Here is a 23,363-nt window from a genome sequence, read left to right as displayed (position 1 = left end):
GATTCCTGTAAGGCTTGGCTGTTCCTCTTAGCGGGGTGGAGTCTTTGGAGCAGGGGATCCTTGACAAGATCTATCTAGCCTCTGGGATCCCCCTACTCCGGAAGCTAACGAATTAAGTCGAAGGAAAAATCGGTTTTGCCGGGGATGATGCTGCGCCGATCTGCCTCATCCAGAATGGTGTTGACAATCCAGTTAAGGAGGTTGAGCGCCCCCACATAGCCATAGGTGGGATAGCGATGCAGATGGTGGCGGTCGAAGATGGGGTAGCCGATGCGCACCAAAGGCGTGCCCGTATCCCGCCACAGGTATTTGCCGTAGGAATTGCCGATCAGCAGATCCACCGGCTCGGTGAACATCAGAGAGCGCAGATGCCAGAGATCCTTGCCCCCCCAGACGGTTGCCCCCTGTCCATAGGGACTGGAGGCCAGCAGTGCCCGCGCCTCGGCTTCGAACTCCTCGTTGCTGTTGGTCACCACCACATGGATCGGCTCCGCTCCCAGCTCCAGCAACAGGCTGAGCAAGCCCATCACCAGATCCGGATCCCCATACAGGGCTACCCGCTTGCCGTGGATCCACGCTTGGGAGTCCGTGAAAGCATCCACCGCCCGGCCCCGTTCGATCTCCAGCTCGGCGGGAATGGGCTTGCCCGTTAACTGGGATAGCTGCATCAAAAACTCATCCGTGCCCCGAATACCCACTGGCCGCGCCGTCAGGGTGGGCCGACCCGAGGCCTCTGCTAGAAACTCCAGGGTCTTGGGCGTGGTGTAGCGCTGGAAGGAAAAAGTAGCCTCGGCGTTCAAGCATTGGGCAGCCGCCTCCAAAGGGGTTCCTCCGGGATACATGTGGAAAGTGCCGTCGTTGGGCGAATCCAAATAGTCGGAGTTGTCCGCCAGCAGGGTCAGCGGGATCCCGAATAAGCCGAAGATGCGCTTGATCTCCCGCAAGTTGCCCATGTAGGTATCGAAGCCAGGGATGACGTTGATGTAGCCATTGCTACCCGTGCGGCCCACCGGCTCGGTGAGGGTGCTGAGAATGGCCTTGAGCATGTTGTCGTAGCCGGTGATGTGGGATCCCACAAAGCTTGGCGTGTGGGCATAGGGCACCGGGAAGTCGCGGGAAATCACTCCCTCATTTCTGGCCGTGGTGATGAAGGCCCCCAGGTCATCCCCGATCACCTCCGCCATGCAGGTGGTGCACACGGCGATCATCTTGGGCTTGTAGAGGGCGTAGGCATTTTCCAGTCCCTCGATTAGGTTTTTGAGGCCGCCAAACACCGCCGCATCTTCCGTCATCGAGGTGGAGACCGCCGAAAAGGGCTCCTTAAAGTGGCGGGTGAGATGGGTGCGAAAATAGGCCACACACCCCTGGGATCCATGGACGAAGGGCAAAGTTCCCTCGAAGCCGACAGCGGCGAAGATGGCCCCTAAGGGCTGGCAAGCCTTGGCAGGGTTTATCGTCAAAGCTTCCCGCTGAAAGTTTTTCTCCCGGTATTCCCAAGATTTTGTCCATTCGGCCACCCGGGCCACTTCTTCCGGGGAAGGGAGATCTTCAAAGGTTTGCTTGCACTGCAGAAGCGCCTGATATTCCGGATCTTGAAACAGGCGGGCGTGATCTTTGATGTCTTGGATATCTTGCGGCATGGTCGGTCTCCTAATGAGGAGCAGGGGAAGGAAGGGCCGTTGGCGTCTGGGATCCCGGCGGCAAGCTAAGACTTCCAGGGGGCTTTGACCAGATCCCAGGTGGGGCTATTCAAAGCCAAATCCATATCGCGAGCGAACACGGCAAAGCCGTCGTAGCCGTGGTAGGGGCCGGAGTAGTCCCAAGAGTGCATCTGGCGGAAGGGCAAAGCCATCTTTTGAAAGACGTACTTCTCCTTGATGCCGGAGGCGATGAGATCTGGCTTCAACCTCTTGGCAAATTCTTCAAACTCGTAGCCGGACACGTCATCGTAGATGAGGGTGCCGTCGTCGATGTACTGGGTGGTGCGCTTGTAGTCGTCGCCGTGGCCGAATTCGTAGCCGGTGGCAATCACCTCCATGCCCAGCTCCCGGAAGGCCGGGATGACGTGGCGGGGTCGCAGTCCGCCCACCATCAGCATCACCCGTTTGCCCTCGAGGCGGGGACGGTACTTGGCAATGATGGCCTCGCTCTGGGGCTTGTACTTGGCGATCACCTGCTCCGCCTTGGCCTGGATGGTCTCGTCAAACCGCTGGGCGATGGCCCGCAGCGACTTGGCAATTTGGGTGGGGCCAAAGAAGTTGAACTCCAGCCAGGGGATCCCGTAGGCTTCCTCCATGTGGCGGCAGATGTAGTTCATGGAGCGGTAGCAGTGGATGAGATTCAGCTTCACCCGAGGGGCAAGCAGCATCTCGTTCCAGGTGCCATCGCCGGAAAACTGGGTCACTACCCGCAGGCCCATCTCCTCCAGCAAAATCCGGGAAGACCAAGCGTCGCCGCCGATGTTGTAGTCCCCAATCAGGGCCACATCGTAGGGGCCGGGCTCAAAGTTGAGGGATCCCTCCTTGGCTTTCTTGTCGGCAATGGGCAGAACCCAGTCCCGCACTGTATCGTTGGCGATGTGGTGGCCCAGGGACTGGGAGACCCCCCGAAAGCCTTCGCAGCGCACCGGTACCACCGGCTTGCCAATTTCTTTGGAAACTCTCTTGGCCACCGCCTCGATATCATCCCCAATTAGGCCAACGGGGCATTCGGACTGGATGGTAATGCCTTTGGCCAAGGGGAAGAGTTCGCTGGCTTCCACCAAGAGTTTGGCCAGTTTTTTGTCCCCCCCGAACACCACATCTCGCTCCTGAAAATCGGAGGTGAACTGCATGGTAACGAAGGTATCTACCCCGGTTGTGCCGACGTAGTAATTGCGCCTTCCCGACCAGGAGTAGTAGCCGCAGCCCACGGGGCCATGGCTGAGGTGGATCATGTCTTTGACCGGCCCCCACACCACCCCCTTGGAACCGGCATAGGCACAGCCGCGAGTGGTCATGACGCCGGGGATCGACTTGATGTTGGACTTTACTCCGCAATCCGTTTTGCCCTCGTCATAGACGTTGAGGTGTTTGGCTCGCTTTTGCTTGGCCTTTTCCGGATAGGTTTCCAGAACTTCTGCAATAACTTTTCGGTTTTCCTCTTTGAGGGCGCTTTTTGGAGTAGTCATGGGAAGAGCCTCATCTACTGGATTTTTTTGAGAAAGAAACTAGGGGGAACCGAGGGCCGAGGGAGGAAGGGATCCACCCCCAGCCCATCTTTAAGTTCACACTGGGGCCAACTCTTTTTCGGTTTTGCCGATGAGGTGGGCGATTTTCTGGTCGTCGTCCAAAACGCCGAACTCTATCAACAACTGCTCCAGCTCATCCATAGAGATGGGGGTGGGGATCCTCAGATCCGTGTTGTTGATGATCTTTTTGGCCAAGGCCCGATACTCGTCAGCTTGGTTGCAGTCGGGGGAGTACTCGATCACCGTCATGCGGCGCAATTCTGCGTGCTGAACCACATTGTCGCGGGGGATGAAATGCAGCATTTTGGTGTTGAGCTTTTCGGCCAGAGCTTCGATCAGCTCGATCTCGCGATCCACTTTGCGGCTGTTGCAGATCAAGCCACCCAAGCGCACGCCGCCAGAGTAGGCGTATTTCAGCACGCCGCGGGCGATGTTGTTGGCCGCATACATGGCCATCATTTCGCCGGAGCAAACAATGTAGATCTCTTGGGCCTTGCCCTCCCGAATGGGCATGGCAAAACCGCCGCAGACCACGTCCCCCAGCACGTCGTAGCAGACAAAGTCCAGATCCTCGTAGGCACCGTTTTCTTCCAAGAAATTGATGGCGGTGATGATGCCTCGTCCGGCACAGCCAACACCAGGCTCGGGGCCACCGGATTCCACGCAGCGCACCCCTCGGTAGCCGGTGAGCACCACTTCTTCCAGCTCCACGTCTTCTACGGATCCCCGCTCAGCAGCCAGGTGAAGGACGGTGGTCTGGGCTTTGCAGTGCAACATGAGGCGGGTGGAATCGGCCTTCGGGTCGCAGCCGACGATCATGATCCGCTGCCCCAATTCGGCCATACCGGCAACGGTATTCTGACAGGTGGTGGATTTGCCGATACCGCCTTTGCCGTAGAATGCAATTTGTCTCATGGTTCAGTTCTCCTAATGAAGACTTGAGGAAAAACTTGAGGGCGACTTAAGGGTTAGAAATCTCTTGCCAATGGGCGCAACTGGTCGCATTAGCGAGACGGGATCCTTACTGCAAAGGATTTCAGCTCGCGGGAAGGCAGCCTTGGATCCCTTGGAATCCAAAAGCAAACCGGTCGAGCGGTGGGGCCCTCCCGAATTGATGCAGGAGATGGGGGAAGCGACGGGGAGTAACAGTGGGGCAGATCATAGGGCTCTCAGGCTTATCGAGAATGGGCAACTAGAGGGCATGCACGGTTAAGGTGGGCCACACCTGTTCTTGCAGGCGGGTTTCGATGAGCAACCGCAGCGTGTTTTGCTGGCTGGGGCAGGTGGTGCAGGATCCCTTGAGGCGTACCCACACCTGATCCCCTTCCAGGTCGTACAGCTCCACATCGCCGCCATCGGCCAACAGCAGCGGGCGAACTTCCTCCTCCAGGACGGCCTGAATGCGGGCGATCTTTTGCAAGGTGGTGAGGGGAGGGGGTGTCGCTGTTGCCGAGACAGGAGAGGGAGCAGCGGGAGAGGGCTCTGTCTGGTTTTGGGAGTTCCCTTTTGAATTTCTTGAATCTTCTGAAGGGGTTGCGTCAGTCTCGGCCAGAACGGCGGCGATCAGGTCTTCAATCTGGGCCAGGCAGGAGCCACAACCGCCGCCCGCTTTGCTGTAGGCTGTTACTTCCTCAGCGGAGGTGAGGTGGTTTTCCCGGATCAGGCGGCGGATCTTTTGCTCGCTGACGCCAAAGCAGGAGCAGACCAAAGCGCTGTCATCATCCGTGTGGTCAGGCAGAGGAAGGCCGCGATAGCTGTAGATGGCTGCCTCCAGAGCCTCTTGCCCCATCACCGAGCAGTGCATCTTGGCGGGGGGCAAGCCGCCCAGGTAATCGGCGATTTGGCGGTTGTCGATCCGCAGGGCTTCATCCAGAGTGAGGCCGGTGATCAGCTCCGTCAGAGCCGAGGAAGAGGCGATGGCGCTGGTGCAGCCGAAGGTTTGGAAGCTGGCAGCCAAGATGCGCTCGCTAGCCTCGTCCACCTTTAAGTAGAGCCGCAGGGCATCGCCACAGGTGATGCTGCCCACTTCTCCCACCACCACCCGAACACCAGGCTCGGAGCTGGGATCCATCGCCCCTTGGTTTTTGGGGTGGTAGAAGAGTTCCAAAACTTTTTCGCTGTAGTCCCACATGGCTGGATCCTGAGTTGAGGATGCTAACGGTCGAGGGAAGATGAGTTTGAGGGGGGTCAGCGGCGAGCCAGTTCCCGTTCCTGCTGTTGCAGCCAGTCTTCCGCCTCGTGGCTGAAGGGGGAGATGGCCCGCAAATGCTCAATGATCCCCGGCAAAACCTCCAGCACCCGCTCCACCTCTGCCGGCTGGGTAAAGCGGGAGAGGCTGAAGCGGATTGAGCCGTGCAAAACGGTGTAGGGCAGGCGCATGGCCCGCAGCACATGGGAGGGTTCCAGGGATCCGGAAGTGCAGGCGGAGCCGGAGGAGGCGCAGATGCCGTATTTGTTCAGCCAGAAGAGGATCGCTTCCCCTTCCACGAACTTGAAGCCCAAGTTGGTGGTGTTGGGCAGCCGCTGAGTGGGGTGGCCGTTAACCTGGACATCCGGGATCCGCTGTAGCAAGCCCTGCTCCAAGCGATCCCGCAGCAGCCGCTCATGGGGATCCCCGAGGTGGGCTTGGGCCAGCTCAGCCGCTTTGCCCAGAGCGATGATGCCCGGCACATTTTCCGTCCCGGCGCGGCGGCCTCGCTCCTGATGCCCTCCCAGCAGCAACGGACGGAAGCGCAAGCCCCGCCGCACATAGAGAGCGCCGATCCCCTTGGGGGCATGCAGCTTGTGCCCGGAAAGGGTGAGGAGATCCACCGGCAGGCGCTGCAGATCGAGAGGGATCTTGCCCACCGCCTGCACTGCGTCCACATGGACAACAGCCCCATAGCTGCGAGCCAGGGATCCCACCGCCTCGATGGGGAAAAGCACGCCCGTCTCGTTGTTGGCGGCCATGCAGCTCACCAGGGCAGTATCGCCGGTCAGGGCTGCTTCCAACTCCAGCAAGTCCAGGCAGCCTTGCTCATCCACCGAGAGGTAGGTGACGCGGTAGCCTTGCTTTTCCAGGTGCTTGCAGACGTTGAGCACCGAGGCGTGCTCTACCTGCGTGGTGATGATGTGGCGCTTCTGGGGTTGGGCTGCCAAGGCTGCATAAATGGCCGTGGTGTTGCCTTCGGTGCCGCCACTGGTGAAGACAATCTCCGTCGGGTCGGCTCCCAGAAGGGCTGCCACCTGTTCGCGGGCTTGGTTAAGGGCACGCCCCACCTGGCCGCCAAAACTGTGCATCGAGGAGGGGTTGCCGTAGAAGGTCTGCAAATAGGGCAGCATCGCCTCCAGAACCAGGGGATCCACGGCGGTGGTGGCGTTGTTGTCCAGGTAGATCACGGGGTTCATACAGGCTCCGAATCGATACAAGGTAGGGGTTGGGCAACGTTAAACGGCTTGCGGAGCGTGGGAATGGCACTGCTTTGGGCAAATGCGGGCGCAAGCCTGACAGCCGATGCAGAGGGCGGCATTGAGGATGGTCATCACTTTGCGCTCACTTTCTTCTTCCTCTTCGTTGTCGACAAACTCGCCGTCTTCGTTGAGGGCTCTGAGGGCAAACACACCACGGCCACAGACTTTGAGGCAACGGCTACAGCCGAGGCAGCGGCTGATATCCAGGCTTTCGATAAACTGTGGGATCCAGGGCAGTCCGCCTTTGGTGAGAGCAGTTGCAGTAGCCATGGCCGCGTCTCCAAAAGATGAGGTCTCAAGATCGGGAAGATTTGCTGTCCAGGGCCTGGTTGACCAACCAGGTGCGGTAAAACTTGAGGGCCACCGTTTCAATGAGGTCGTAGTCTTCCACCACTTCGATGCCGGCCTCGCGAATACGCTTCATGGGGCAATCGCCGATCTTGGAGACCAGCACGGCTCGGCAATCCCTGATGAGATCCAGAATTTGCTCTAGGTTGTTGTCCTCCCCGGATCCCCCGTGGCAGTACTGCGGAACCTTGCGGTGGCCGACAAACTGCGCCCCACGGGCGTTGACCTCGTAGATCAAAAACTCCCGCGCATGGCCGAAGTGGCGATTGACCAGGCCGCCGCCTTTGCTGGCTACGGCCACCAGGATGGAGGGGCTGTCGGGAGGCAGGTCGGCTGTCCAGTGGGTTGGGGTTGACTGCTGCTGAGCTTGCAGTTGGGCAATGCTTGCCTGGACCTGGCGGCGTTTTTCGGGGTCGTATTCGGGGGTCATCTGCATAAAGCGCTCCTTGGTAAACTCTTGGCTGCGGTCTTCCCCCAGCAGGCCCACCGCGTCCGCCCGACACTGGCGACAGTGGCGCATCATCCGCATGTTGCCGGAGCACCGATCTTGCAGGGCTTTCAACTCCTGAGGGGTGGGGCCCCGCTGGCCGATAAGGCCGAAGTAGGTGCCGTGTTCAGGCGCCGAGATCAGGGGCATGATGTTGTGCAAGAAAGCCCCTTTCTCCTGGATCACCCGGTTCACTTCCAGCAGGTGGGTGTCGTTGATGCCGGGAATGAGAACGGAGTTGACTTTGCAGAGGATGTCTGCCTCCCGCAACAGATCCAGGCTTTCCATCTGCCGCTCGTGCAGGATGCGGGCTGCCTCCACCCCCCGAATGCGCTTGCGCCGCCAGCGGATCCAGGGGTAGATCTTGGCTCCGATCTCTGGATCCACCATGTTGATGGTCAGGGTGACGTGGTCAATGTTCAGCCGTTTGATCTCGTCGATGTAGTCCGGCAACATCAGGCCGTTGGTGGAAAGGCAGAGCTTGAGATCCGGAGCTTTCTCGGCAATGCGGGCAAAGGTCTCGAAGGTTTGCTTGGGGTTGGCCAAGGGATCCCCAGGCCCAGCAATGCCCACCACCGTCAGTTGCGGGATCTTGCCGGCAATCACCAGCACTTTGTGGGCGGCTTCCGCCGGGGTCAGCAGCTCGCTGACCACACCGGGCCGGCTCTCGTTGGCACAGTCGAACTTGCGGTTGCAGTAGTTGCACTGGATGTTGCAGGCGGGGGCTACCGCCACGTGCATGCGGGCGTAGTGATGGTGAGCTGCTTCGCTGTAGCAGGGATGGGTGGCGATGCGTTGCTGCAGATGAGGGGGGAGAGCCTGGCGGGGGCTGCTGCTGCAAGCGCAGGCCGATGGGAAGGGGGATCCCTGGCGGGGCGGAGTTGAAAGGGGCGGCATAGTGGGGTCAACCAGGGGATAGAACGTTACTGGCGGTTATATCAACCGCCCTCTGCCCGCTCCGTTGCACTCAGCCCGGTAGAACTGATCGAGTTTATTGGCTTTGTACTCAAGACCTGCAAAGCCTGATGGCAGGCCAAATCCAACTTTTTTTAGGGGTCAAGGGTCTGGTTTTTCAAGGCCGGGGATGCCGTATTTTGACCCAAAGGGGCGGGGGATCCGGCTGTGGGGAGGATCCCCGGAATCCCTGATTCGACAAGGGCTTGGGGCAATGCTTAGGAAATACTAAAAATCTGCTCAGATGCACTCAAGCGCCGCAGCCTCGGCTGCGTTTTGCATCAATTGCTACGATTTAATATCGTATCAGCCCAAAAGTGTATTGAAAATAGCCGTTTGAGTTTGAGGAAAGATCCCCCTGGGGCAAAGTCCTCGCCAAGGAAGTGAAGACTATTGCGGCGGCAGGCCGTCGGACTTTCTTGTTGTGACAGGGGGGATGTACTCGCTCAAATACCCATACCCTTCCCCAAAAATACCGGATCCCTGCGGGCAAAAGACTCAACCCCCTGCCCTCAGAAAAACTTTTTTTGCGCTCTGGGCCAAGCTTCCAGGGTTTGAGTACATCGGCAATAACTCAATCAATCCTGATCGCCCGCTGCCAAGCCTGAGCCCCTGCAGCCGCTTGCTATAAGCGGGGGATATAAGCGGGGGAACAGAAACCCAACGGTTCTGCCCTCTGCTGAGACTCCCTCCTGCTTCCCAACCGGTGAGCTTATGTCCCCCCTTGTTTCTCCCCCACCGAAAACGGCTGAAGTGCTGCAGGTGCCCCGTTGCGATCGCTGGCGGATTCTCTACCGTCTGCAGGAGCTGGATTTGACCTGTGGCTGTACCCCGACCGGCCAACTGTGGGTGATGATTCGCACCCCCACCGAAGCCCTCCTCGTCCACAGTGTGCTCCGCCTTTTCACCCTCAACCGCTCTGGCTGGCTGAGTTGGTTGGATCGCTGCTGGTCTCTCCAAACCTGGGATCCCCCTGAGAGATCTGCAGGAGGGGATGACCACCCCTGAACCTCTGCCGTTTGCCTCCTTGCTTCTCCTGTTCACCTCGTTTTGGTAGCGCCAATGAGCACTCCATCCCCCTCGACTCGCTCCTTCCAACAAGTCCGAGACAACCCCGTTCACCTGGGACGGGAGATCACGGTTCCCATCTGCGAGGGCCTCAACCTAGTTTGGGCCAGTCTTCAGGGGCTGTATTTGCAGTATCTGAAGCACCATCTGGTTGTGGAAGGAGCAGAGTTCTACTCAATTCATCAATTTTTCAACGAAAGTCTACAGGAAGTTCAGAACCACGCCCATGAGGTGGGGGAGCGCCTGAACGGCCTGGGTGGGATCCCGGCCTCCAGCTTTGCCAAGCTGGCGGAGCTGTGCTGCTTCAGCCCGGAAGGGGACGATGCATTGGCCGTGCGGCCCATGCTGGAAGCGGATTTGCGGGCCGAGCAAAGCCTAATCGATCTGCTGCGTCGCCAGGCGGCTCTGGCGGAAAGTGTTGGGGATCGCGCCACCCGTCACCTCTACGAGCAGATTTTGCTGCGGACGGAAGAACGGGCCTTTCACCTGGCCCACTTTCTGGCTGCCGACAGCTTGGTTTTGGGCTTGTCCCCATCCTAGCTTGCCCATCTACGCCCACCCCTCGTTTTGGGAGACTCTGCCATGCTTACCCCCGATCGGGCGCCGCTGCTGCAGTTTTTGCAAGTTGAGCTTGGGATCCCGGAATCCGCCCTCACCTTCGCCCTGAAACGGCATGGGTGTGAACAGGGCCCTTTGCCCATGATTCTTTGGCATTACGGGCTGATTTCCTTGGAGCAACTGGAGCAGATTTTTGAATGGTGTGCTCCCCCTCCTCTTGTTACCAATTCTACCCATTCGGAGGTTTAAGCCATGACTTATCCCTACCCTTCTCTTCCCTTTCCCAGAGTCGGCAACCCTTTGGGATGGCTCGGCCTGGTTTTGAACTCAATTTTCAGATCCGCCCTGAAGTGGCCGCGCCGCTGGCTCAACAGCATTGAAATTCGGGGATCCCGGCAGGCCCGTTGGATTTGTCGTTTGATCCCGGCTTCCTGTCCCTTTGAGCGGGATATCCGGCTGGGATCCCGCACCGTCCACATTCCGGCCCTCTGTCGCATCAACCCCCTCTACGAGGAGATCATTGCCCTGCGGCTACGGGCGGCGGCTTATCTGGCCGAAGCTGCGGCTCAACCCCAGCCCCCCTCTTCTCAGGAGATCCCATCATGCCCTTGATCAGCCGGACTAAAGTGGCGGAGCTGCTCAACGAGACCGCCTGCGAGCACAACCACAAGAAAGACGGCAAAGGCAAAAACAAGGTCTGTGCCGAGCAAGCCAAGCCAGGAGGAGCGCAGGGAGGCTGTGCCTTTGACGGGGCTTCGATTGCCCTGGTGCCGATCGCCGATGCCGCCCATCTAGTACATGGGCCAATCGCCTGCAGCGGCAACTCTTGGGGGACGCGGGGCAGCCTCTCTTCTGGCCCCCAGCTTTATCGGGTGGGCTTCACCACCGATCTGAGCGAGAACGAGATCATCTTCGGGGGGGAGGAAAAGCTGTTCCAGGCCATCCTTGACTTGCAGGCCAAATACCAGCCTGCCGCCATTTTTGTCTATCTCACTTGTGTAACTGCCCTCATTGGCGACGATGTGGAGGCCGTGTGTCAGCGGGCCAGCCGCCAGCTTGGGATCCCGGTCATTCCGGTGAATGCGCCCGGCTTTGTGGGCAGCAAAAACCTAGGCAACCGTCTGGCCGGAGAAGCCCTGCTGGACTATGTGATCGGCACCGCCTCCCCGGAGTACACCACTCCCCGCGACATTAACCTCATCGGCGAGTACAACATTGCCGGCGAGCTGTGGGATGTCTTGCCTCTGTTTGACGAGCTGGGGATCCGCATCTTGGCCAAGATCACCGGCGATGGCCGCTACCACGAGATCTGTACCGCCCACCGGGCCAAGCTGAACGTTCTCATCTGCGCTAAAGCCTTGCTCAATGTGGGCCGCAAGATGCAGGAGCGCTATGGGATCCCCTACATTGAGGCTTCCTTTTACGGGCTGCAGGAGATGAACCACTGCCTACGGGCCATTGCCCAAGGGCTGAAGGATCCCGAACTGCAGGAGCGTACCGAGGCCCTCATCGAGCGAGAAACTCGCGCCACCGAGGCGGCTTTGGCCCCCTACCGGCAGCGGCTGGCGGGCAAACGAGTTGTCCTTTATACCGGCGGGGTGAAAAGTTGGTCGATCATCTCCGCCGCTCGAGATCTGGGGATGCAGGTAACGGCCACCAGCACCCGCAAAAGCACCGAAGAAGACAAAGCCCGCATCCGCGAGCTGCTTGGCCAGGATGGCATTCTCTTGGACAAGGGCAGCCCGCAAGAGCTGCTCAAGGTGGTGGAGCGCACGAAAGCGGACTTGCTCATCGCCGGCGGACGCAACCAGTACACCGCCCTCAAGGCCCGCATCCCCTTTCTGGACATCAACCAGGAGCGGCACCATGCCTATGCCGGCTATCGCGGCCTGGTGAACTTGGCGCGGGAGATCGATGCCGCCCTCCACAGTCCCATTTGGGAGCAGTTGCGACGGCCTGCCCCCTGGGAGACCTCAGCAGCAAAGGAGGTGGGAGGATGGCCCAGTTGATTCAAGAACGCAAGCCCCTCAGCGTCAACCCCCTCAAACTCAGCGCTCCGCTGGGGGCGGCCCTGGCCTTTCTGGGGATCAAGGGCTGTCTGCCGCTCTTCCACGGTTCCCAAGGCTGTACGGCCTTTGCCAAAGCGCTGCTGGTACGTCATTTCCGCGAGGCCATTCCCATGTCCACCACTGCCATGTCCGAAGTGGACACCATCTTGGGAGGCGAGGAGAATGTCGAAGCTGCCATCCTCACCTTGGTGGAGAAGGCCCAGCCGGAGCTGATTGGTCTTCTGACCACCGGCCTCACGGAAACCCGCGGGGACGATATGCCGCGCATCCTGCGGGAGCTGCGCCGACGCCAGCCGCAATTGCAGGATCTGCCCATCGTCTTGGCCTCCACGCCTGACTTTAAGGGATCCCTGCAAGACGGCTATGCCATCGCCGTCAACAGCTTGGTCAGCACCCTGCCGGAATCGCCGTCGGGATCCGTCCGCCCTGCCCAGGTAACGGTGCTGTGCGGGCCTGCCCTCACCCCTGCCGACGCCCAGGAGATCAAAGAAATGGCAGAGGCTTTTGGCCTAGAGCCGATCCTGGTGCCGGATCCCGCGGGTTCCCTGGACGGACACTTGGGCACCGGCTTTAGGGCGACCCCAGACGGCGGCACCACCCTTGAGCAATTGCGCCAGCTCGGGCGTTCCGGCCTCACCATAGCTGTCGGCGAGAGCATGCGCCCTGCCGCTCAGATCCTGGCCCAGCGCTTTGGCACCCCCTATCGGGTTTTCCCCCACCTGACCGGTCTCAAGGCTGTGGATCCCTTTTTGGCAACCTTGGCCGACTACAGCCAACAGCCGGTGCCCCTGCGCTACCGCCGCCAGCGCAGCCAGGTTCAAGATGCCCTCCTGGATTGCCACTTTTTCTTCGGCAACCAGCGGATTGCCTTGGCCCTAGAAGCCGATCTGCTCTGGGGGTGGGTGGACTGGCTGCTGGATATGGGCTGTCAGATCCAGGCGGCCATCAGTCCCACACCGGATCCCCACTTGACCACCCTTCCCATTGAGGCAGTGCGGGTGGGGGATCTGGGGGATCTGGAGGAGCTGGCACCCGGGGCCGACCTGCTGGTGGGCAACTCCCACGTGGCGCGCCTGGGCAAGCGGCTGGGGATCCCGGTGCATCGGATGGGGATCCCCATCTTCGACCGGCTGGGGGCCAACCACATCTGTCAGGTGGGCTATCGCGGCACCCTATCCCAACTGTTTGCCGTCGGCAACCTGCTGATGGAGCAGGAGGAAGCCCGTCACCCCAGCCCACCCCAGGTTTCTGGGCATGGATTCTAAGGGATCCAGAGCTTCGAAGGGCAGCCCAAGTGCCCCTAGCTCCCCCAAACCCTCAAGTTCACGTTTCTAAGGAGAACGCCTATGCAAGTGGCCTTTACAACCCGCGACGGCAAGCACGTCAATGCCCACTTTGGCTGGGCCAACCAGATCGACCTCTACGAAGTCACCCCCGAAGGCTACCGATTTTGTAAGACCCTCACCTTTGGGGGCAACTTGGAGGCAGATGGCAACGAGGACAAGCTGGTGCCCAAGCTGCAGGCTTTGGCCGATGTCACCCTCATCTACGTGGCTGCCATTGGCAGCAGTGCCGCCGCCCGCCTGATCAACCGCCGCATCACCCCCATCAAAGTGCAGTCGGAAGAAGAATCCATCGAGAGCTTGTTGCAGCGCCTGGTATCCACCCTGCACAACCCTCCCCCCTGGCTGCGCAAAGTGCTCTTGGCCGAGCGCGCCCGCAAAGCCGAAGCCCCAAATCCCTCTACTTCCCCTGCGGAGGTTTAGCCATGACGGTTACCCCTCTTTCCCCCTCGACCAGCCCCATCTTGCAAGAGATCGTTCGCCAGATGCGGGCGGCGGATCCCTACGGCACCTACCGCGCCTGGAGTGATGAGTTGCTGCTCAAGCCCTTTGTCGTCACCAAAGCCCAGAAGCGCCAAATATCCCTGGAAGGGGAGGTGGATCCGGCAGTGCGGAGCCGCATCCTCATCTACTACCGCGCCATTGCCGCCCTGATCGAAAAGGAGACGGGCCTCCTGGCTCAGGTGGTGCTGGATCTCAACAGTGAAGGTTTTGGTTGGGTGCTGGTCTTCTCAGGGCGGTTGTTGTTGGTGGTCAACACCCTGCGAGACGCCCATCGCTTCGGTTTCGAGTCTCTCGAACAGCTCACTGAAAAAGCTACTGCCCTTATCGACAAAGGGATCCAACTGGCCCGAACCTACCCCGAGGTGGGCCGGCTGTAGCCGCCTGCCTCCCCTTTTGTCTGTGCAGCAATTTCTTTAGCCATCAGGAGTGCCTTGCCCATGTTGAATGAGAGGGATGTTGAAAATGTTGTGAACGACCTGGCTTTCGAGCCCTTCGAACACCTCTCTGCCGACCAGCTCCGCAGCGAGATCAAGCGCCTAAACAGCAAAGCAGGCCAACTGAAAATGGATCTGCACGATCTGGCCGAGGGGCTACCCGACGGGTTCGAGCGACTCCCCGACTTGGCAGCCCGCACCTATGCCCTGTTTGCCCGGCTGCACACCCTCAGACAACGCTTGAAAACCCTGGAGACCTGCCGATGAGTTGGAACCACAACCGCCGTTGGAAAGACTTCCAAGCCCTAGTCAATGCCGAGGATTATTTCGCTTTTTTCGAGCTCCCCTACGATCCGCGGGTGGTCAACGTGAATCGCCTGCATATCTTACGCAAATTCGCTCAGTATCTGGCTCCTCTGGAGCACTTCCAGGGCAGCGAAGAAGAATGGCTGGAGCAAGCCCGGCAAGCGCTGGAAAAAGCGTATCAAACCTTTCTCACTTCTACCCCGCAGCAGGAGAAGCTCTTCCGAGTCTTTCAAGACTACGGTTGTCCGGATCCCGTTGGCGGCTGTGCCGGCTGCAGCTCTTTGGGAGAGCGGGGCGAATGCAGCCCTGGGATCCCTGCCTAAGCTCCCTTGTTTACCCCTCGTCAACTCTCTGGAGATCTCATCATGGCTACCTACACAGTTCACTTGGTTAACCCAAAACGACGGCTCGACACCTATATCTCAGTAGATGAAGATTCGACCATCCTAGAAGCGGCTGAGGATCAAGATGTGGACTTGCCCTCTTCCTGCCGCTCCGGTAGTTGTTCCTCTTGCGTGGCCAAAGTGGTAGAAGGAGAAGTCGATCAATCGGAGCAAACCTTTCTGGATGAGGAGCAAATAGCCAAAGGATTTGTGCTGCTCTGCGTGGCTAAACCTCGCTCCAATTGTACGATTCGCACTCACCAGGAAGCTTACTTGGTTTGATAGACGGCTGCTCTCCAGTTGCTCGCCGATAGGCTTAAGCAGCCTTTTTTCTATTTTTTTCTAGAATTAGGGATCCCTATATGTTGGCACCGCCCACCGTCCCTAAGATCTCAATAACCATATCTCCTCTCCAACTCATGAAGGTTGGAGAAGAAGGTCGCATCTACCAACTGCGCGGATCCGAAGCTGCTTGCGCCCAATTGCAGCAAATGGGTCTCACTGTGAGCACCTATCTCCAGGTTATCCAACGTCACCCTGAGTGGATCCTACTCCTACCCAGTGGCCAACTTTCCCTTCCTGCTCATTTAGCTAAACCCATCTGGGTTTACATGGATCCCCGTTGCGCCTTGATGTCTACCCAAGAACCGAATAAGAAAACAATCTTAAATTTGCCAAGAGCCTTCTAAAATGTAGTCTATTTACCCAATTTTTAACTTGCAATGAGAGACACTCAAGGTAAGCACATCTCTTCATAACCTATCTTGATTTGGGAGCAAAGCCATGAACACCTGTTTGTTGCACCTGGGCTCCATCCTTAAAGCTGCTGAAGAGCTTAGCCTTGTGGAAAAGCCATTTCCCAAGTTGCAACACATCCAACTCTGCACAGGACTAAGCCCAGAGGAAATCGTGCGGGCGCTGGAGCTAGAACCCAATCCCTTGGGTTGGCATCTGGAGCCAAGCCACAACCTTGCCGATGAATCGACGTATTGGGTGGGCGGACGACCTTGTGTCGGCTTGGTTATTGAGCGTTTCGCCTGACACTTGTTGCAGTTCGGATCCCTAAAAGGCTCTCAAGGGGGGAGGAGTAGCCTGCAAAGCCATCTCAAAAGTTCACTGCAAACATTAGAAGTTAAGAGAAAACAAAGCTTTCCAGAAGGTTCACCCTAGACCAAATCTCCCTGGCCTGCCGGGGATCTTTTGAGGTATCGTTCAATCCAGTTCACGAATTGAGCTTAGGAAACAGACCTTAAACTAAGGTCTCTCGCCGGGCTGCCACGGCTTTGCGAGGAAGGTCTCCATGGCCGGGTTTAGGGTTTTGCAGATGCGATAGCAGGCGTGAACAAAGGAGAGCTACAGGGAAACGCTATGGAGTTCGAGGGCTATGGCTTATCAAATCTCAGGGGATTGTATCGGTTGCCACGCTTGCGTAGATAGCTGTCCTACAAAAGCTATTGTTGTCCAGGATGGGGAATACTGGATTAATCCTCTGTTGTGCAATGACTGCGAAGGTTTCTTCCCAGAACCTCAGTGCGTTAGCCTATGTCCCGGTTCTGCCCCGCAGCCCTATGAAGCCATGAAGGGGCGCAATCGCAGGATCACCGCCCGCATTCGCAGCAGTCCACCTCTATTTTTGAACGGCCATAGCCAGGCTTTTGCTTCGTCAATTGTGGTCTGGGAAGCTTGCAATTTCCTATCTCAATTTCAATCTCTCAATCTGCAAAAGCAGGGAGATAACCAGGTTTGCTATCAGAAATCTGTTGGCCACAACCAGGGATCTCTGACCCTAACTCTATGTTTGGACGGGATCCCACAAAGTGCTCCGATCGATGTGCGAACTGCCTGTTTGCATCTTATTTTTGCTGCCTATGCTGCCGGGTTGAATAGCCCCTGGAAGGAATCCTTTGTTTTCACCGACTCACAATTGGAGTCCTATTTGGGCTGGGATAAACGTAAAGATCTGAGCAAGATGACCCGTCTCCACCTGTTCATGACCTGGATAGAGCAGCTCTGTCGGATTCAAGTCTCCATCGATTGGCCGGATCAGGGGCGGGTGAAGGGGTTTTCGGTACCGGCTGGCCCTCTGTGGAGGCTGCTCAAGATGCATCGCCACTTTCAAAAAGATGAGCAGGGCTGCAACCATCTGGTGGGCCTGACTTGGGCGATTCAGCCCGGCGAATGGACACGGTACTTTCTCAATCGACAAGGGTGCCGCCAGGGGCAAGCCTTTTATCAGTACAGCAGCCTGCCCCTATCCCTGCTGCAGGCCGTGATGAGCCATTGGCAACACCATGAAGGAGCCATGCGCCTGCTGCTGTGGCTGTTGTTCAAAGTGAGGATGGGGCGGCAACAGCGTCTGACGGTGCCCACCCTGATGCGAGTGGCCTACGGGGAAGAGCGACTGCAGGAAGCTTATCTCAATCTCCAAGAACGCAAACGGCTGGTGCGCACCTTTGAAAGCGATCTGGAGGTTCTCAACCACTACGGCCTCAAGCCGGAGTTCGATCCCCTCACCTATCCTTCTTCCATTCAACCCCTGTGGGCTCGCCTGGAAGCTGTGCCCGAGGATGCGGACGAGGCATTGAACTTTTGGATTGAAGATGCCAACAACGGTGGCTTGCTGACGGCTGCCGGGCCGCGGGGCAAGTGGGGACTCTTGATGCAGGCTCGCATTCAACGATTTCATCTGCCCTCCGACTGGCATCGTCAAGCAGTTCAAGAAGCCAGATCCCCAACCCGAGAATCGGGATCTCGGCGGCAGCGTAGGGCAAAGTCTGCGCCTGTTGCAACAGACTCGGATCTCCCTGGCCCTCCCGAAAACCCAAAAGACTTCCCCTCAAGCAAAGCTTTGCGTGGAGCGGATATCTCGGCGGCACGCCGGCAAAAGGGAATCAGCCAGCGGGAATTGGCCCAGAGGCTGGGGCGCAGCCAGAGCTGGGTGCGGGATGTAGAGAATGGGCGGCTTCAGATCAGCCTAAACGATCGCCAGCGCCTTATCAAAGCCCTGTATTTGGATCCCAGGCAACAGCAAGTCTAGGCCAGTCACTCAATTTGCTAATCCACCACTAATCCACGGCGATGACCACATCCGAGGCTTTGATGGCAGCATACGCTTCTTTCCCAACTGCTATGCCCAACCGTTCGGCAGAGTGCTTAGAAATAATGGCTGTTATTTCTATGCCTGGTGCAACTTCCAGAACAATTTCGGCATTGACCATGCCTACCTGGACACTTTTTACAGTTCCTTTAAAAAAGTTGCGAGTGCTGATTTGCATGACTTCTCCTTTGTTGAACAAGCAGAGCAACAGGGGTGTCGACCGAACTGAACAAGAGAGGAGCTTGCCGGATGGTCATTCAACACCGGTTTCAATACTATCAGATGCTTATCGTTGCCTCTGGGGAGGAAGGGCTGCCAATAGTCTAGATTATGTATCCTGAAGATACAAACTGCAACCTCTAATGGTCAAAGTACCGAGCGATTGGTGGATTTTCCTGTTCTGAAAGTCGTCACGGGTCAAAGAAAAATGGCTATGAAACGAAGAACTGCAATGTTATTCCTGGGGATCCTGGCCGCTCTGGCTTTGAGGTGGGGGTCGGCTCCCGGCTTGGCGCAATCTCAGCCCATTTTGGTGGGGGCTGCGGTGAGCTTGCAACCGGCTTTAACGGAAATCGACCGGTTGTTCACCGCCCGCTATCCCGACATCAAGGTTGAGTACAACTTCGCCAATTCCGGCTCTCTCCAGCAACAGGTGGAGCAGGGGGCGCCTCTGGACGTGGTATTTTTCGCAGCCGCCTCTTTTATGGACGCCCTTGCCAAGCAAAACCTGCTGGTGGAGGGATCCCGGCGAGATCTTCTCAGCAACCGCATGGCTTTAATTGTGCCTGCCAATGCCAGAACCAAGGTTCAGGATTTTGCCGACTTGGTGGCGGAAGAGATCCGGGTTCTGTCCATTGGGGATCTGCAGGCCATGCCCGCCGGACGCTATGCCCAGGAAATTCTCACCGAGGCGGGGGTGTTTGAGACGCTGCGGCCCAAGATGGTGTTTGCCAGCACGGTGCGGGAAATTTTGACGGCGGTGGAGCAGGGCAATGCTGACGCTGGGATCCTGTTTACCTCGGATGCTCAGCTTTCAAATCGGGTGCGAGTAGTGGCTACGGCGGATCCCATTACGCCAATTATCTACCCGGTGGCATTGGTGCGCGATACTCCCGCCGGACAGTCTTACTTGGAGTTTTTAACCTCAGAAGAAGCAGCAGAGGTGTTTGTGAAGTACGGCTTTATCCGCCTGTGAGGGATCCCTCTGCAATGGCGCGGATGAGTTACTCCAAATGAGCGACTACGACCTATCCCCGCTTTGGATCTCCCTACGGATTGCCGGCTTGGCCACGGGCATCACCTTTGGGGTGGGGACGCTGGCAGCTTACGGGATGTTGCACTACCGAGGTCGCTGGCGCTCTCTCATCGAGGCCCTCTTGTTGGCGCCGCTGGTGTTGCCGCCCACCATGGTGGGGTTCCTATTGTTGCTGCTGTTTGGCCGGCGAACCCTTCTGGGACAACTTTTGGCCTCGCTGAACTTGTCGGTCATCTTCACCTGGTATGCCGGGGTGATCACGGCAGTGGTGGTGGCCCTGCCCCTGATGTACCGCACGGCCTTGGGAGCTTTCCAGCAGATCGACCCGACGCTGGTGGCGGCAGCCCGCACCCTGGGAGCAAGTAGGGCCAAGATTTTTACGCGGGTGCTGATCCCACTGGCCTTACCAGGGATCCTGGCGGGGATTACCCTCAGTTTTGCCCGCGCTCTGGGGGAGTTCGGCGCCACCTTGATGCTGGCAGGCAATATCCCGGGCCGCACGCAAACCCTGTCCATGGCCATCTTCTTTGCCGTTCAGGCGGGGGATATGCGGGGGGCGGCCATCAGCTCGGCCCTGGTCTTGGGGTTGTCCTTGGGGGTGATGACGGCAGTTAACCTTTGGTTTCAGCGACGGCCCTGGCAGCGACCTCCCTCTCGTCCTCTACAGGTTCTCACCAGAAGGGATCTGGATTTCTCAACTCCGGCCCCCCGCCTCTGGGTGGACATTGACAAGAAGCTGCCCCAATTTGAGCTGCAGGCGCAACTGAGCTGCGACGGGCGGCCATTAGGACTGCTGGGGGCCTCTGGATCCGGCAAAAGCCTACTTTTGCGCTGCATTGCCGGGATCGAAACCCCGGATGGTGGGCGCATTTTGCTCAACGAGCGGGCGTTGTTTGACGCCGAACAGGGGATCCGGCTGCCCCCCGCTCAGCGACGGGTAGGGGTGATCTTCCAGAACTACGCTCTGTTTCCCCATCTCACCGTCGCCCAGAACATCGCTTTTGGGATCCCTGCGGGCTTGAGCGAAGCGGAAAAACAGGAGCGGATCCAGGCCCAGCTGCGGTTGGTCAAGCTGAAAGGCTGGGAAAACCGCTATCCCACGGAGCTCTCTGGAGGACAGCAGCAGCGGGTGGCCCTGGCGCGAGCCTTGGCTTCTGAGCCGGAGATCTTGCTGCTAGATGAGCCTTTTTCTGCTTTGGATGCCCACCTGCGCAGCCAACTGGAGCAGGAGATGGGGGAGATCTTAGCCGACTACAAGGGAGTCACGCTTTTGGTAACCCACAACATTGAGGAAGCCTTCCGCCTCTGCGGGGATCTGGCTGTAATGGAGCAGGGGCGAATCATTGCCCAGGGGGACAAGCGTCAGCTATTTGAGGCTCCCCCCTGCCTTAGTGTGGCGCAACTGACGGGTTGCAAAAACATCTCGCGGGCCAAGCTCCTGGGCCCTCAACGGGTGCTGGCCTTGGATTGGGGCTGTGAGCTGCAGGTACAGGGATCCCCAGCGGGAGAATACATCGCCATCCGCGCCCACCACCTCACCTTCAGGCCCGACGGGAAGCTGCCCAACACGTTTCCGGCTTGGCTGGTGAAGTGGAGCGAGACCCCCCACCGACTGACTCTCTTCTTTAGGCTGGGCGGTCCTCCTGCCCACCGCCAGGACTATCACCTGCAAGCTGAGGTGTGGCGGGAGCGCTGGCGCGAGGTGGAGACTTGGGGATCCCCCTGGTGGCTACAGTTGGATCCCCGGCATCTGATGGTGTTTTGAGTCTGGAGCCCAGGAGTCAGGTGGGCTCGCCCAAGCGGTAGCCCCGCGGGGTAATCAGCCGCTCCCCATGGCGAAAGGTCTGAGAGTTGCCGATAAGAACCAGGGTGAGCATGTCCACCTGCTCTGGATCCAGCTCCCCTAGGGTGGTGAGGTGGAGGGTTTCGCCGGGGCGGTAGAGGTTGCGGGCCAAAGCCACGGGGGTATGGGCGGGTCGGGCCTGCAAAAAGATCTGCAGAGCCTTGAGGAAGGGATCCACCCGCTGCCGGGAGCGGGGGTTGTAAAGGGCCACCACAAAATCGGCAGCTGCAGCCGCCTGCAGGCGTTTTGCAATCACTGGCCAGGGGGTAAGCAAATCCGAGAGGGAAATGGCGCAGAAGTCGTGCATCAGCGGAGCCCCCAGCCGGGCAGCAGCCGCCTGGAAGGCAGAGATCCCCGGCAGCACCTCCAGAGAAGGGCGGATCCCATCCCAGCCAGAGCGGACCAAGCACTCCAGCACCAAGCCCGCCATGCCGTAAATGCCGGCATCCCCCGAAGAAATCACCGCCACCTTCAGCCCCTGCTGCGCCCAAGCAATCGCCCGTTCGGCTCGCTGCAGCTCTTGGGTAATGGGAGAGGCCTCCCGAATTTGGCCGGGGTGCAAAAGGGGATCCACCAGATCCAGATAAAGCTGGTAGCCAACAACCACATCGGCCTGAGTTAAAGCCATACGAGCAGCCAAAGTCAATTGACCCAGATCCCCAGGACCAGTGCCGATGAGCCAGAGGTGGCCGCTGCGAGGGGAATACTCCTGCGCCGCGCGGGCAATGGCCAGGGTGCAGGCCCCTTCGGTTTCTGACGTGAAGACCTGCTTGGGGCAGAGAAGAGTTGCCTTCCCCTCCGCAACGCAAGAGGGCCTCTCAAAAGCTCGGTCACCTCTTCCCCAGATCTGAGCCGCCAAAAGAGCAGCCGCCTCGGCTACGGAGGGAGTGCCCACCGCCTGCCGCACCGCCTCCGAAGGGTGGGGCACTGGGATCCCAGCCAAAGCCTCTGCCGAGAAAAACTCAATGGGCCAGCCGTGGGCCTGAGCCAGCTCCAAAAGACCCGGCTCGTCTTGCTTGAGCTCTAGGGTGGCCAAGCCGGCAATGGCCTCGAACGCCAGCCCCTGGGCCTGCAGCAGGCGGCGCAGGGATCCCTCTAGCCAAGCGCGGGTGGTGCCCCGCTCGCAGCCCACCCCCACCCACAGCACCCGCGGATGCCAGTGCACTGTCGGGATCCCCGTGGGAGGGGAGAGGTATTCCCCAATCCAGATCTGGGCAACGGGATGGGGAGGAGAGGAGGCCACTAGGGGATGATCTGCCGGCCAAGCTTGTCGCCAAAGCCGCGTGCCGCAGGTCTGGTGAACGGCCACCGGCTCTCCCCGCGTCAAGGCGGCTGCCACCCCGTTCCAATCTCCAGCGCCCCGCCGCCAGCCGTAGGGATCCCCCAGCAAATCCAAAGGCGGGATCCCCAGCCCCTCGGAAGCAGAGGTGAGAACCGGCTGGGCTCCCAAGGTAGCGGCCACCTGCCGCGCCAGGGCATCGGCCCCCCCCACATGTCCCCCGCACAGGCTAATAGCCCAGCGACCGGCTTCGTCCACCACCACCACCGCTGGATCCCGCTGCTTGTCCTGCAGGAGAGGGGCAATGAGCCGCACCACCGACCCTGCGGCCAAGATGAAGAGACAGCCCTGCACCTGGGGCCAGGTTTGGGCAACGGCTTCTGCTAGGGAGCCTGGCGCTGTGGGATCCTTGGGATCCCCGTAAGCCTGCCAGGGGGAGGGCAGCCCCTGCGGTTCAGCTTTGCTCCAGCAGATGACCTCCTTGCCTAGGAGGGGGATCAGGGAGTCGGCCAACCGGCGGGCGCGCGGGCTGGGGGCAAACAGAGCAAGCTTCATCGAGCGTGGGCCAAGGCTAGGATTCTCCCCGGATCCTATACTGGACATAGAGCCACCCGCGAAGGGACAAGTGCCGATGGTCATCCCACCTGGACTGATGCTGCCCCTAATCCCCCTGGAGGTTTTGCTCTCCACGAAGGGGCTGATGTTTTTGCTGCTATCGGCCTATGGGGGGGCCATGTGGACATTCTTAAGCGGCGC

General features: G+C 59.0%; 25 protein-coding genes. 16 read left to right on the top strand and 9 right to left on the bottom strand.

Features of this window, described 5'->3' with window-relative positions:
* Positions 1 to 104 precede the first annotated feature (104 nt).
* The 7 genes from nifK to nifB form a co-directional block, all read right to left on the bottom strand.
* Positions 105 to 1,640 (bottom strand): nitrogenase molybdenum-iron protein subunit beta, encoded by a 1,536-nt coding sequence (gene nifK / locus SYN63AY4M2_RS12310; RefSeq protein ID WP_011430649.1) that lies wholly within the window; start codon positions 1,638 to 1,640, stop codon positions 105 to 107.
* Positions 1,641 to 1,705: 65 nt separating this feature from the next.
* Positions 1,706 to 3,169 carry a nitrogenase molybdenum-iron protein alpha chain gene (nifD, locus tag SYN63AY4M2_RS12305; protein ID WP_099887425.1) on the bottom strand — a complete coding sequence of 488 codons (1,464 nt, stop codon included), beginning with the start codon at positions 3,167 to 3,169 and terminating at the stop codon, positions 1,706 to 1,708.
* Between the two features lie 96 nt (positions 3,170 to 3,265).
* Entirely contained in the window at positions 3,266 to 4,144 is an 879-nt protein-coding gene (gene nifH / locus SYN63AY4M2_RS12300) for a nitrogenase iron protein (protein ID WP_011430651.1), read from the bottom strand.
* 277 nt (positions 4,145 to 4,421) lie between these two features.
* A complete protein-coding gene (nifU, locus tag SYN63AY4M2_RS12295; RefSeq protein ID WP_011430652.1) occupies positions 4,422 to 5,360 on the bottom strand; it encodes a Fe-S cluster assembly protein NifU in 939 nt (312 codons plus the stop codon).
* A 56-nt stretch (positions 5,361 to 5,416) separates the two neighbouring features.
* Positions 5,417 to 6,616 (bottom strand): cysteine desulfurase NifS, encoded by a 1,200-nt coding sequence (gene nifS, locus SYN63AY4M2_RS12290; protein ID WP_041438416.1) that lies wholly within the window; start codon positions 6,614 to 6,616, stop codon positions 5,417 to 5,419.
* Positions 6,617 to 6,655: 39 nt separating this feature from the next.
* Positions 6,656 to 6,949, bottom strand: coding sequence for a ferredoxin III, nif-specific (gene fdxB, locus SYN63AY4M2_RS12285; protein WP_011430654.1), 294 nt, complete (start codon positions 6,947 to 6,949; stop codon positions 6,656 to 6,658).
* Positions 6,950 to 6,974: 25 nt separating this feature from the next.
* On the bottom strand, positions 6,975 to 8,411 hold the full coding sequence (gene nifB, locus SYN63AY4M2_RS12280) for a nitrogenase cofactor biosynthesis protein NifB (protein WP_099887424.1): 1,437 nt from the start codon (positions 8,409 to 8,411) through the stop codon (positions 6,975 to 6,977).
* Between the two features lie 771 nt (positions 8,412 to 9,182).
* Between nifB and SYN63AY4M2_RS12275 the strand changes: the two genes are divergently transcribed.
* The 14 genes from SYN63AY4M2_RS12275 (at position 9,183) to SYN63AY4M2_RS12210 (ending at position 18,170) form a co-directional block, all read left to right on the top strand.
* On the top strand, positions 9,183 to 9,476 hold the full coding sequence (locus SYN63AY4M2_RS12275) for an Asr1405/Asl0597 family protein (RefSeq protein WP_099813101.1): 294 nt from the start codon (positions 9,183 to 9,185) through the stop codon (positions 9,474 to 9,476).
* A gap of 54 nt (positions 9,477 to 9,530) precedes the next feature.
* Positions 9,531 to 10,076, top strand: coding sequence for a ferritin-like domain-containing protein (locus tag SYN63AY4M2_RS12270; RefSeq protein WP_011430658.1), 546 nt, complete (start codon positions 9,531 to 9,533; stop codon positions 10,074 to 10,076).
* A 42-nt stretch (positions 10,077 to 10,118) separates the two neighbouring features.
* Positions 10,119 to 10,343, top strand: a complete 225-nt coding sequence (locus tag SYN63AY4M2_RS12265; protein WP_011430659.1) for a DUF2949 domain-containing protein — start codon at positions 10,119 to 10,121, stop codon at positions 10,341 to 10,343.
* 3 nt (positions 10,344 to 10,346) lie between these two features.
* Entirely contained in the window at positions 10,347 to 10,706 is a 360-nt protein-coding gene (locus SYN63AY4M2_RS12260; RefSeq protein ID WP_011430660.1) for a Mo-dependent nitrogenase C-terminal domain-containing protein, read from the top strand.
* On the top strand, positions 10,697 to 12,103 hold the full coding sequence (gene nifE, locus SYN63AY4M2_RS12255) for a nitrogenase iron-molybdenum cofactor biosynthesis protein NifE (protein ID WP_099887423.1): 1,407 nt from the start codon (positions 10,697 to 10,699) through the stop codon (positions 12,101 to 12,103). Before SYN63AY4M2_RS12260 ends, nifE begins: the two co-directional genes overlap by 10 nt.
* Positions 12,091 to 13,428, top strand: coding sequence for a nitrogenase iron-molybdenum cofactor biosynthesis protein NifN (nifN, locus tag SYN63AY4M2_RS12250; protein WP_099887422.1), 1,338 nt, complete (start codon positions 12,091 to 12,093; stop codon positions 13,426 to 13,428). Before nifE ends, nifN begins: the two co-directional genes overlap by 13 nt.
* 81 nt (positions 13,429 to 13,509) lie before the next feature.
* The gene (gene nifX, locus SYN63AY4M2_RS12245) at positions 13,510 to 13,929 is read left to right on the top strand and encodes a nitrogen fixation protein NifX (RefSeq protein ID WP_011430663.1); all 420 of its coding nucleotides are present in this window, start codon (positions 13,510 to 13,512) and stop codon (positions 13,927 to 13,929) included.
* Between the two features lie 2 nt (positions 13,930 to 13,931).
* Positions 13,932 to 14,387, top strand: coding sequence for a NifX-associated nitrogen fixation protein (locus SYN63AY4M2_RS12240; RefSeq protein WP_099813098.1), 456 nt, complete (start codon positions 13,932 to 13,934; stop codon positions 14,385 to 14,387).
* Between the two features lie 90 nt (positions 14,388 to 14,477).
* Positions 14,478 to 14,711 (top strand): CCE_0567 family metalloprotein, encoded by a 234-nt coding sequence (locus SYN63AY4M2_RS12235; protein WP_240527856.1) that lies wholly within the window; start codon positions 14,478 to 14,480, stop codon positions 14,709 to 14,711.
* Positions 14,708 to 15,073, top strand: a complete 366-nt coding sequence (nifW, locus tag SYN63AY4M2_RS12230; protein WP_099887421.1) for a nitrogenase-stabilizing/protective protein NifW — start codon at positions 14,708 to 14,710, stop codon at positions 15,071 to 15,073. Before SYN63AY4M2_RS12235 ends, nifW begins: the two co-directional genes overlap by 4 nt.
* A 42-nt stretch (positions 15,074 to 15,115) precedes the next feature.
* Entirely contained in the window at positions 15,116 to 15,415 is a 300-nt protein-coding gene (locus SYN63AY4M2_RS12225; RefSeq protein WP_099813376.1) for a 2Fe-2S iron-sulfur cluster-binding protein, read from the top strand.
* 80 nt (positions 15,416 to 15,495) lie between these two features.
* The gene (locus SYN63AY4M2_RS12220; RefSeq protein WP_099887420.1) at positions 15,496 to 15,822 is read left to right on the top strand and encodes a ferrous iron transport protein A; all 327 of its coding nucleotides are present in this window, start codon (positions 15,496 to 15,498) and stop codon (positions 15,820 to 15,822) included.
* Between the two features lie 94 nt (positions 15,823 to 15,916).
* A complete protein-coding gene (locus SYN63AY4M2_RS12215; RefSeq protein WP_011432066.1) occupies positions 15,917 to 16,174 on the top strand; it encodes a hypothetical protein in 258 nt (85 codons plus the stop codon).
* 343 nt (positions 16,175 to 16,517) lie between these two features.
* Entirely contained in the window at positions 16,518 to 18,170 is a 1,653-nt protein-coding gene (locus SYN63AY4M2_RS12210) for a helix-turn-helix domain-containing protein (protein ID WP_099887419.1), read from the top strand.
* 28 nt (positions 18,171 to 18,198) lie between these two features.
* Here SYN63AY4M2_RS12210 and SYN63AY4M2_RS12205 read toward each other — a convergent pair whose 3' ends face one another.
* Positions 18,199 to 18,408 (bottom strand): molybdopterin-binding protein, encoded by a 210-nt coding sequence (locus SYN63AY4M2_RS12205; protein ID WP_099835857.1) that lies wholly within the window; start codon positions 18,406 to 18,408, stop codon positions 18,199 to 18,201.
* Positions 18,409 to 18,681: 273 nt separating this feature from the next.
* Between SYN63AY4M2_RS12205 and modA the strand changes: the two genes are divergently transcribed.
* Both modA and modB read left to right on the top strand, forming a co-directional pair.
* A complete protein-coding gene (gene modA / locus SYN63AY4M2_RS12200) occupies positions 18,682 to 19,425 on the top strand; it encodes a molybdate ABC transporter substrate-binding protein (protein ID WP_240530545.1) in 744 nt (247 codons plus the stop codon).
* 37 nt (positions 19,426 to 19,462) lie between these two features.
* Positions 19,463 to 21,250, top strand: coding sequence for a molybdate ABC transporter permease subunit (gene modB / locus SYN63AY4M2_RS12195; protein ID WP_099887417.1), 1,788 nt, complete (start codon positions 19,463 to 19,465; stop codon positions 21,248 to 21,250).
* Positions 21,251 to 21,266: 16 nt separating this feature from the next.
* Here modB and cobJ read toward each other — a convergent pair whose 3' ends face one another.
* Complete coding sequence (gene cobJ, locus SYN63AY4M2_RS12190) at positions 21,267 to 23,162, bottom strand: precorrin-3B C(17)-methyltransferase (RefSeq protein ID WP_099887416.1); 1,896 nt, start codon at positions 23,160 to 23,162, stop codon at positions 21,267 to 21,269.
* Positions 23,163 to 23,363 lie beyond the last annotated feature (201 nt).

This window comes from Synechococcus sp. 63AY4M2, from assembly GCF_002760475.1.
Classification (GTDB): domain Bacteria; phylum Cyanobacteriota; class Cyanobacteriia; order Thermostichales; family Thermostichaceae; genus Thermostichus.
Note: the sequence above shows the minus strand (reverse complement) of the source record. Positions and strands in the feature narration are given on the sequence as shown.

Coding starts and splice junctions, on each gene's coding strand:
- nifE (WP_099887423.1), top strand. CDS start 10,697: ATGCCCTTGATCAGCCGGACTAAAGTGGCGGAGCTGCTCAACGAGACC.
- SYN63AY4M2_RS12265 (WP_011430659.1), top strand. CDS start 10,119: ATGCTTACCCCCGATCGGGCGCCGCTGCTGCAGTTTTTGCAAGTTGAG.
- SYN63AY4M2_RS12275 (WP_099813101.1), top strand. CDS start 9,183: ATGTCCCCCCTTGTTTCTCCCCCACCGAAAACGGCTGAAGTGCTGCAG.
- SYN63AY4M2_RS12270 (WP_011430658.1), top strand. CDS start 9,531: ATGAGCACTCCATCCCCCTCGACTCGCTCCTTCCAACAAGTCCGAGAC.
- nifH (WP_011430651.1), bottom strand. CDS start 4,144: ATGAGACAAATTGCATTCTACGGCAAAGGCGGTATCGGCAAATCCACC.
- SYN63AY4M2_RS12220 (WP_099887420.1), top strand. CDS start 15,496: ATGTTGGCACCGCCCACCGTCCCTAAGATCTCAATAACCATATCTCCT.
- nifW (WP_099887421.1), top strand. CDS start 14,708: ATGAGTTGGAACCACAACCGCCGTTGGAAAGACTTCCAAGCCCTAGTC.
- nifU (WP_011430652.1), bottom strand. CDS start 5,360: ATGTGGGACTACAGCGAAAAAGTTTTGGAACTCTTCTACCACCCCAAA.
- SYN63AY4M2_RS12205 (WP_099835857.1), bottom strand. CDS start 18,408: ATGCAAATCAGCACTCGCAACTTTTTTAAAGGAACTGTAAAAAGTGTC.
- SYN63AY4M2_RS12210 (WP_099887419.1), top strand. CDS start 16,518: ATGGCTTATCAAATCTCAGGGGATTGTATCGGTTGCCACGCTTGCGTA.
- SYN63AY4M2_RS12215 (WP_011432066.1), top strand. CDS start 15,917: ATGAACACCTGTTTGTTGCACCTGGGCTCCATCCTTAAAGCTGCTGAA.
- modB (WP_099887417.1), top strand. CDS start 19,463: ATGAGCGACTACGACCTATCCCCGCTTTGGATCTCCCTACGGATTGCC.
- nifK (WP_011430649.1), bottom strand. CDS start 1,640: ATGCCGCAAGATATCCAAGACATCAAAGATCACGCCCGCCTGTTTCAA.
- SYN63AY4M2_RS12225 (WP_099813376.1), top strand. CDS start 15,116: ATGGCTACCTACACAGTTCACTTGGTTAACCCAAAACGACGGCTCGAC.
- fdxB (WP_011430654.1), bottom strand. CDS start 6,949: ATGGCTACTGCAACTGCTCTCACCAAAGGCGGACTGCCCTGGATCCCA.
- modA (WP_240530545.1), top strand. CDS start 18,682: ATGTTATTCCTGGGGATCCTGGCCGCTCTGGCTTTGAGGTGGGGGTCG.
- SYN63AY4M2_RS12260 (WP_011430660.1), top strand. CDS start 10,347: ATGACTTATCCCTACCCTTCTCTTCCCTTTCCCAGAGTCGGCAACCCT.
- SYN63AY4M2_RS12240 (WP_099813098.1), top strand. CDS start 13,932: ATGACGGTTACCCCTCTTTCCCCCTCGACCAGCCCCATCTTGCAAGAG.
- nifN (WP_099887422.1), top strand. CDS start 12,091: ATGGCCCAGTTGATTCAAGAACGCAAGCCCCTCAGCGTCAACCCCCTC.
- nifB (WP_099887424.1), bottom strand. CDS start 8,411: ATGCCGCCCCTTTCAACTCCGCCCCGCCAGGGATCCCCCTTCCCATCG.
- nifD (WP_099887425.1), bottom strand. CDS start 3,169: ATGACTACTCCAAAAAGCGCCCTCAAAGAGGAAAACCGAAAAGTTATT.
- cobJ (WP_099887416.1), bottom strand. CDS start 23,162: ATGAAGCTTGCTCTGTTTGCCCCCAGCCCGCGCGCCCGCCGGTTGGCC.
- nifX (WP_011430663.1), top strand. CDS start 13,510: ATGCAAGTGGCCTTTACAACCCGCGACGGCAAGCACGTCAATGCCCAC.
- nifS (WP_041438416.1), bottom strand. CDS start 6,616: ATGAACCCCGTGATCTACCTGGACAACAACGCCACCACCGCCGTGGAT.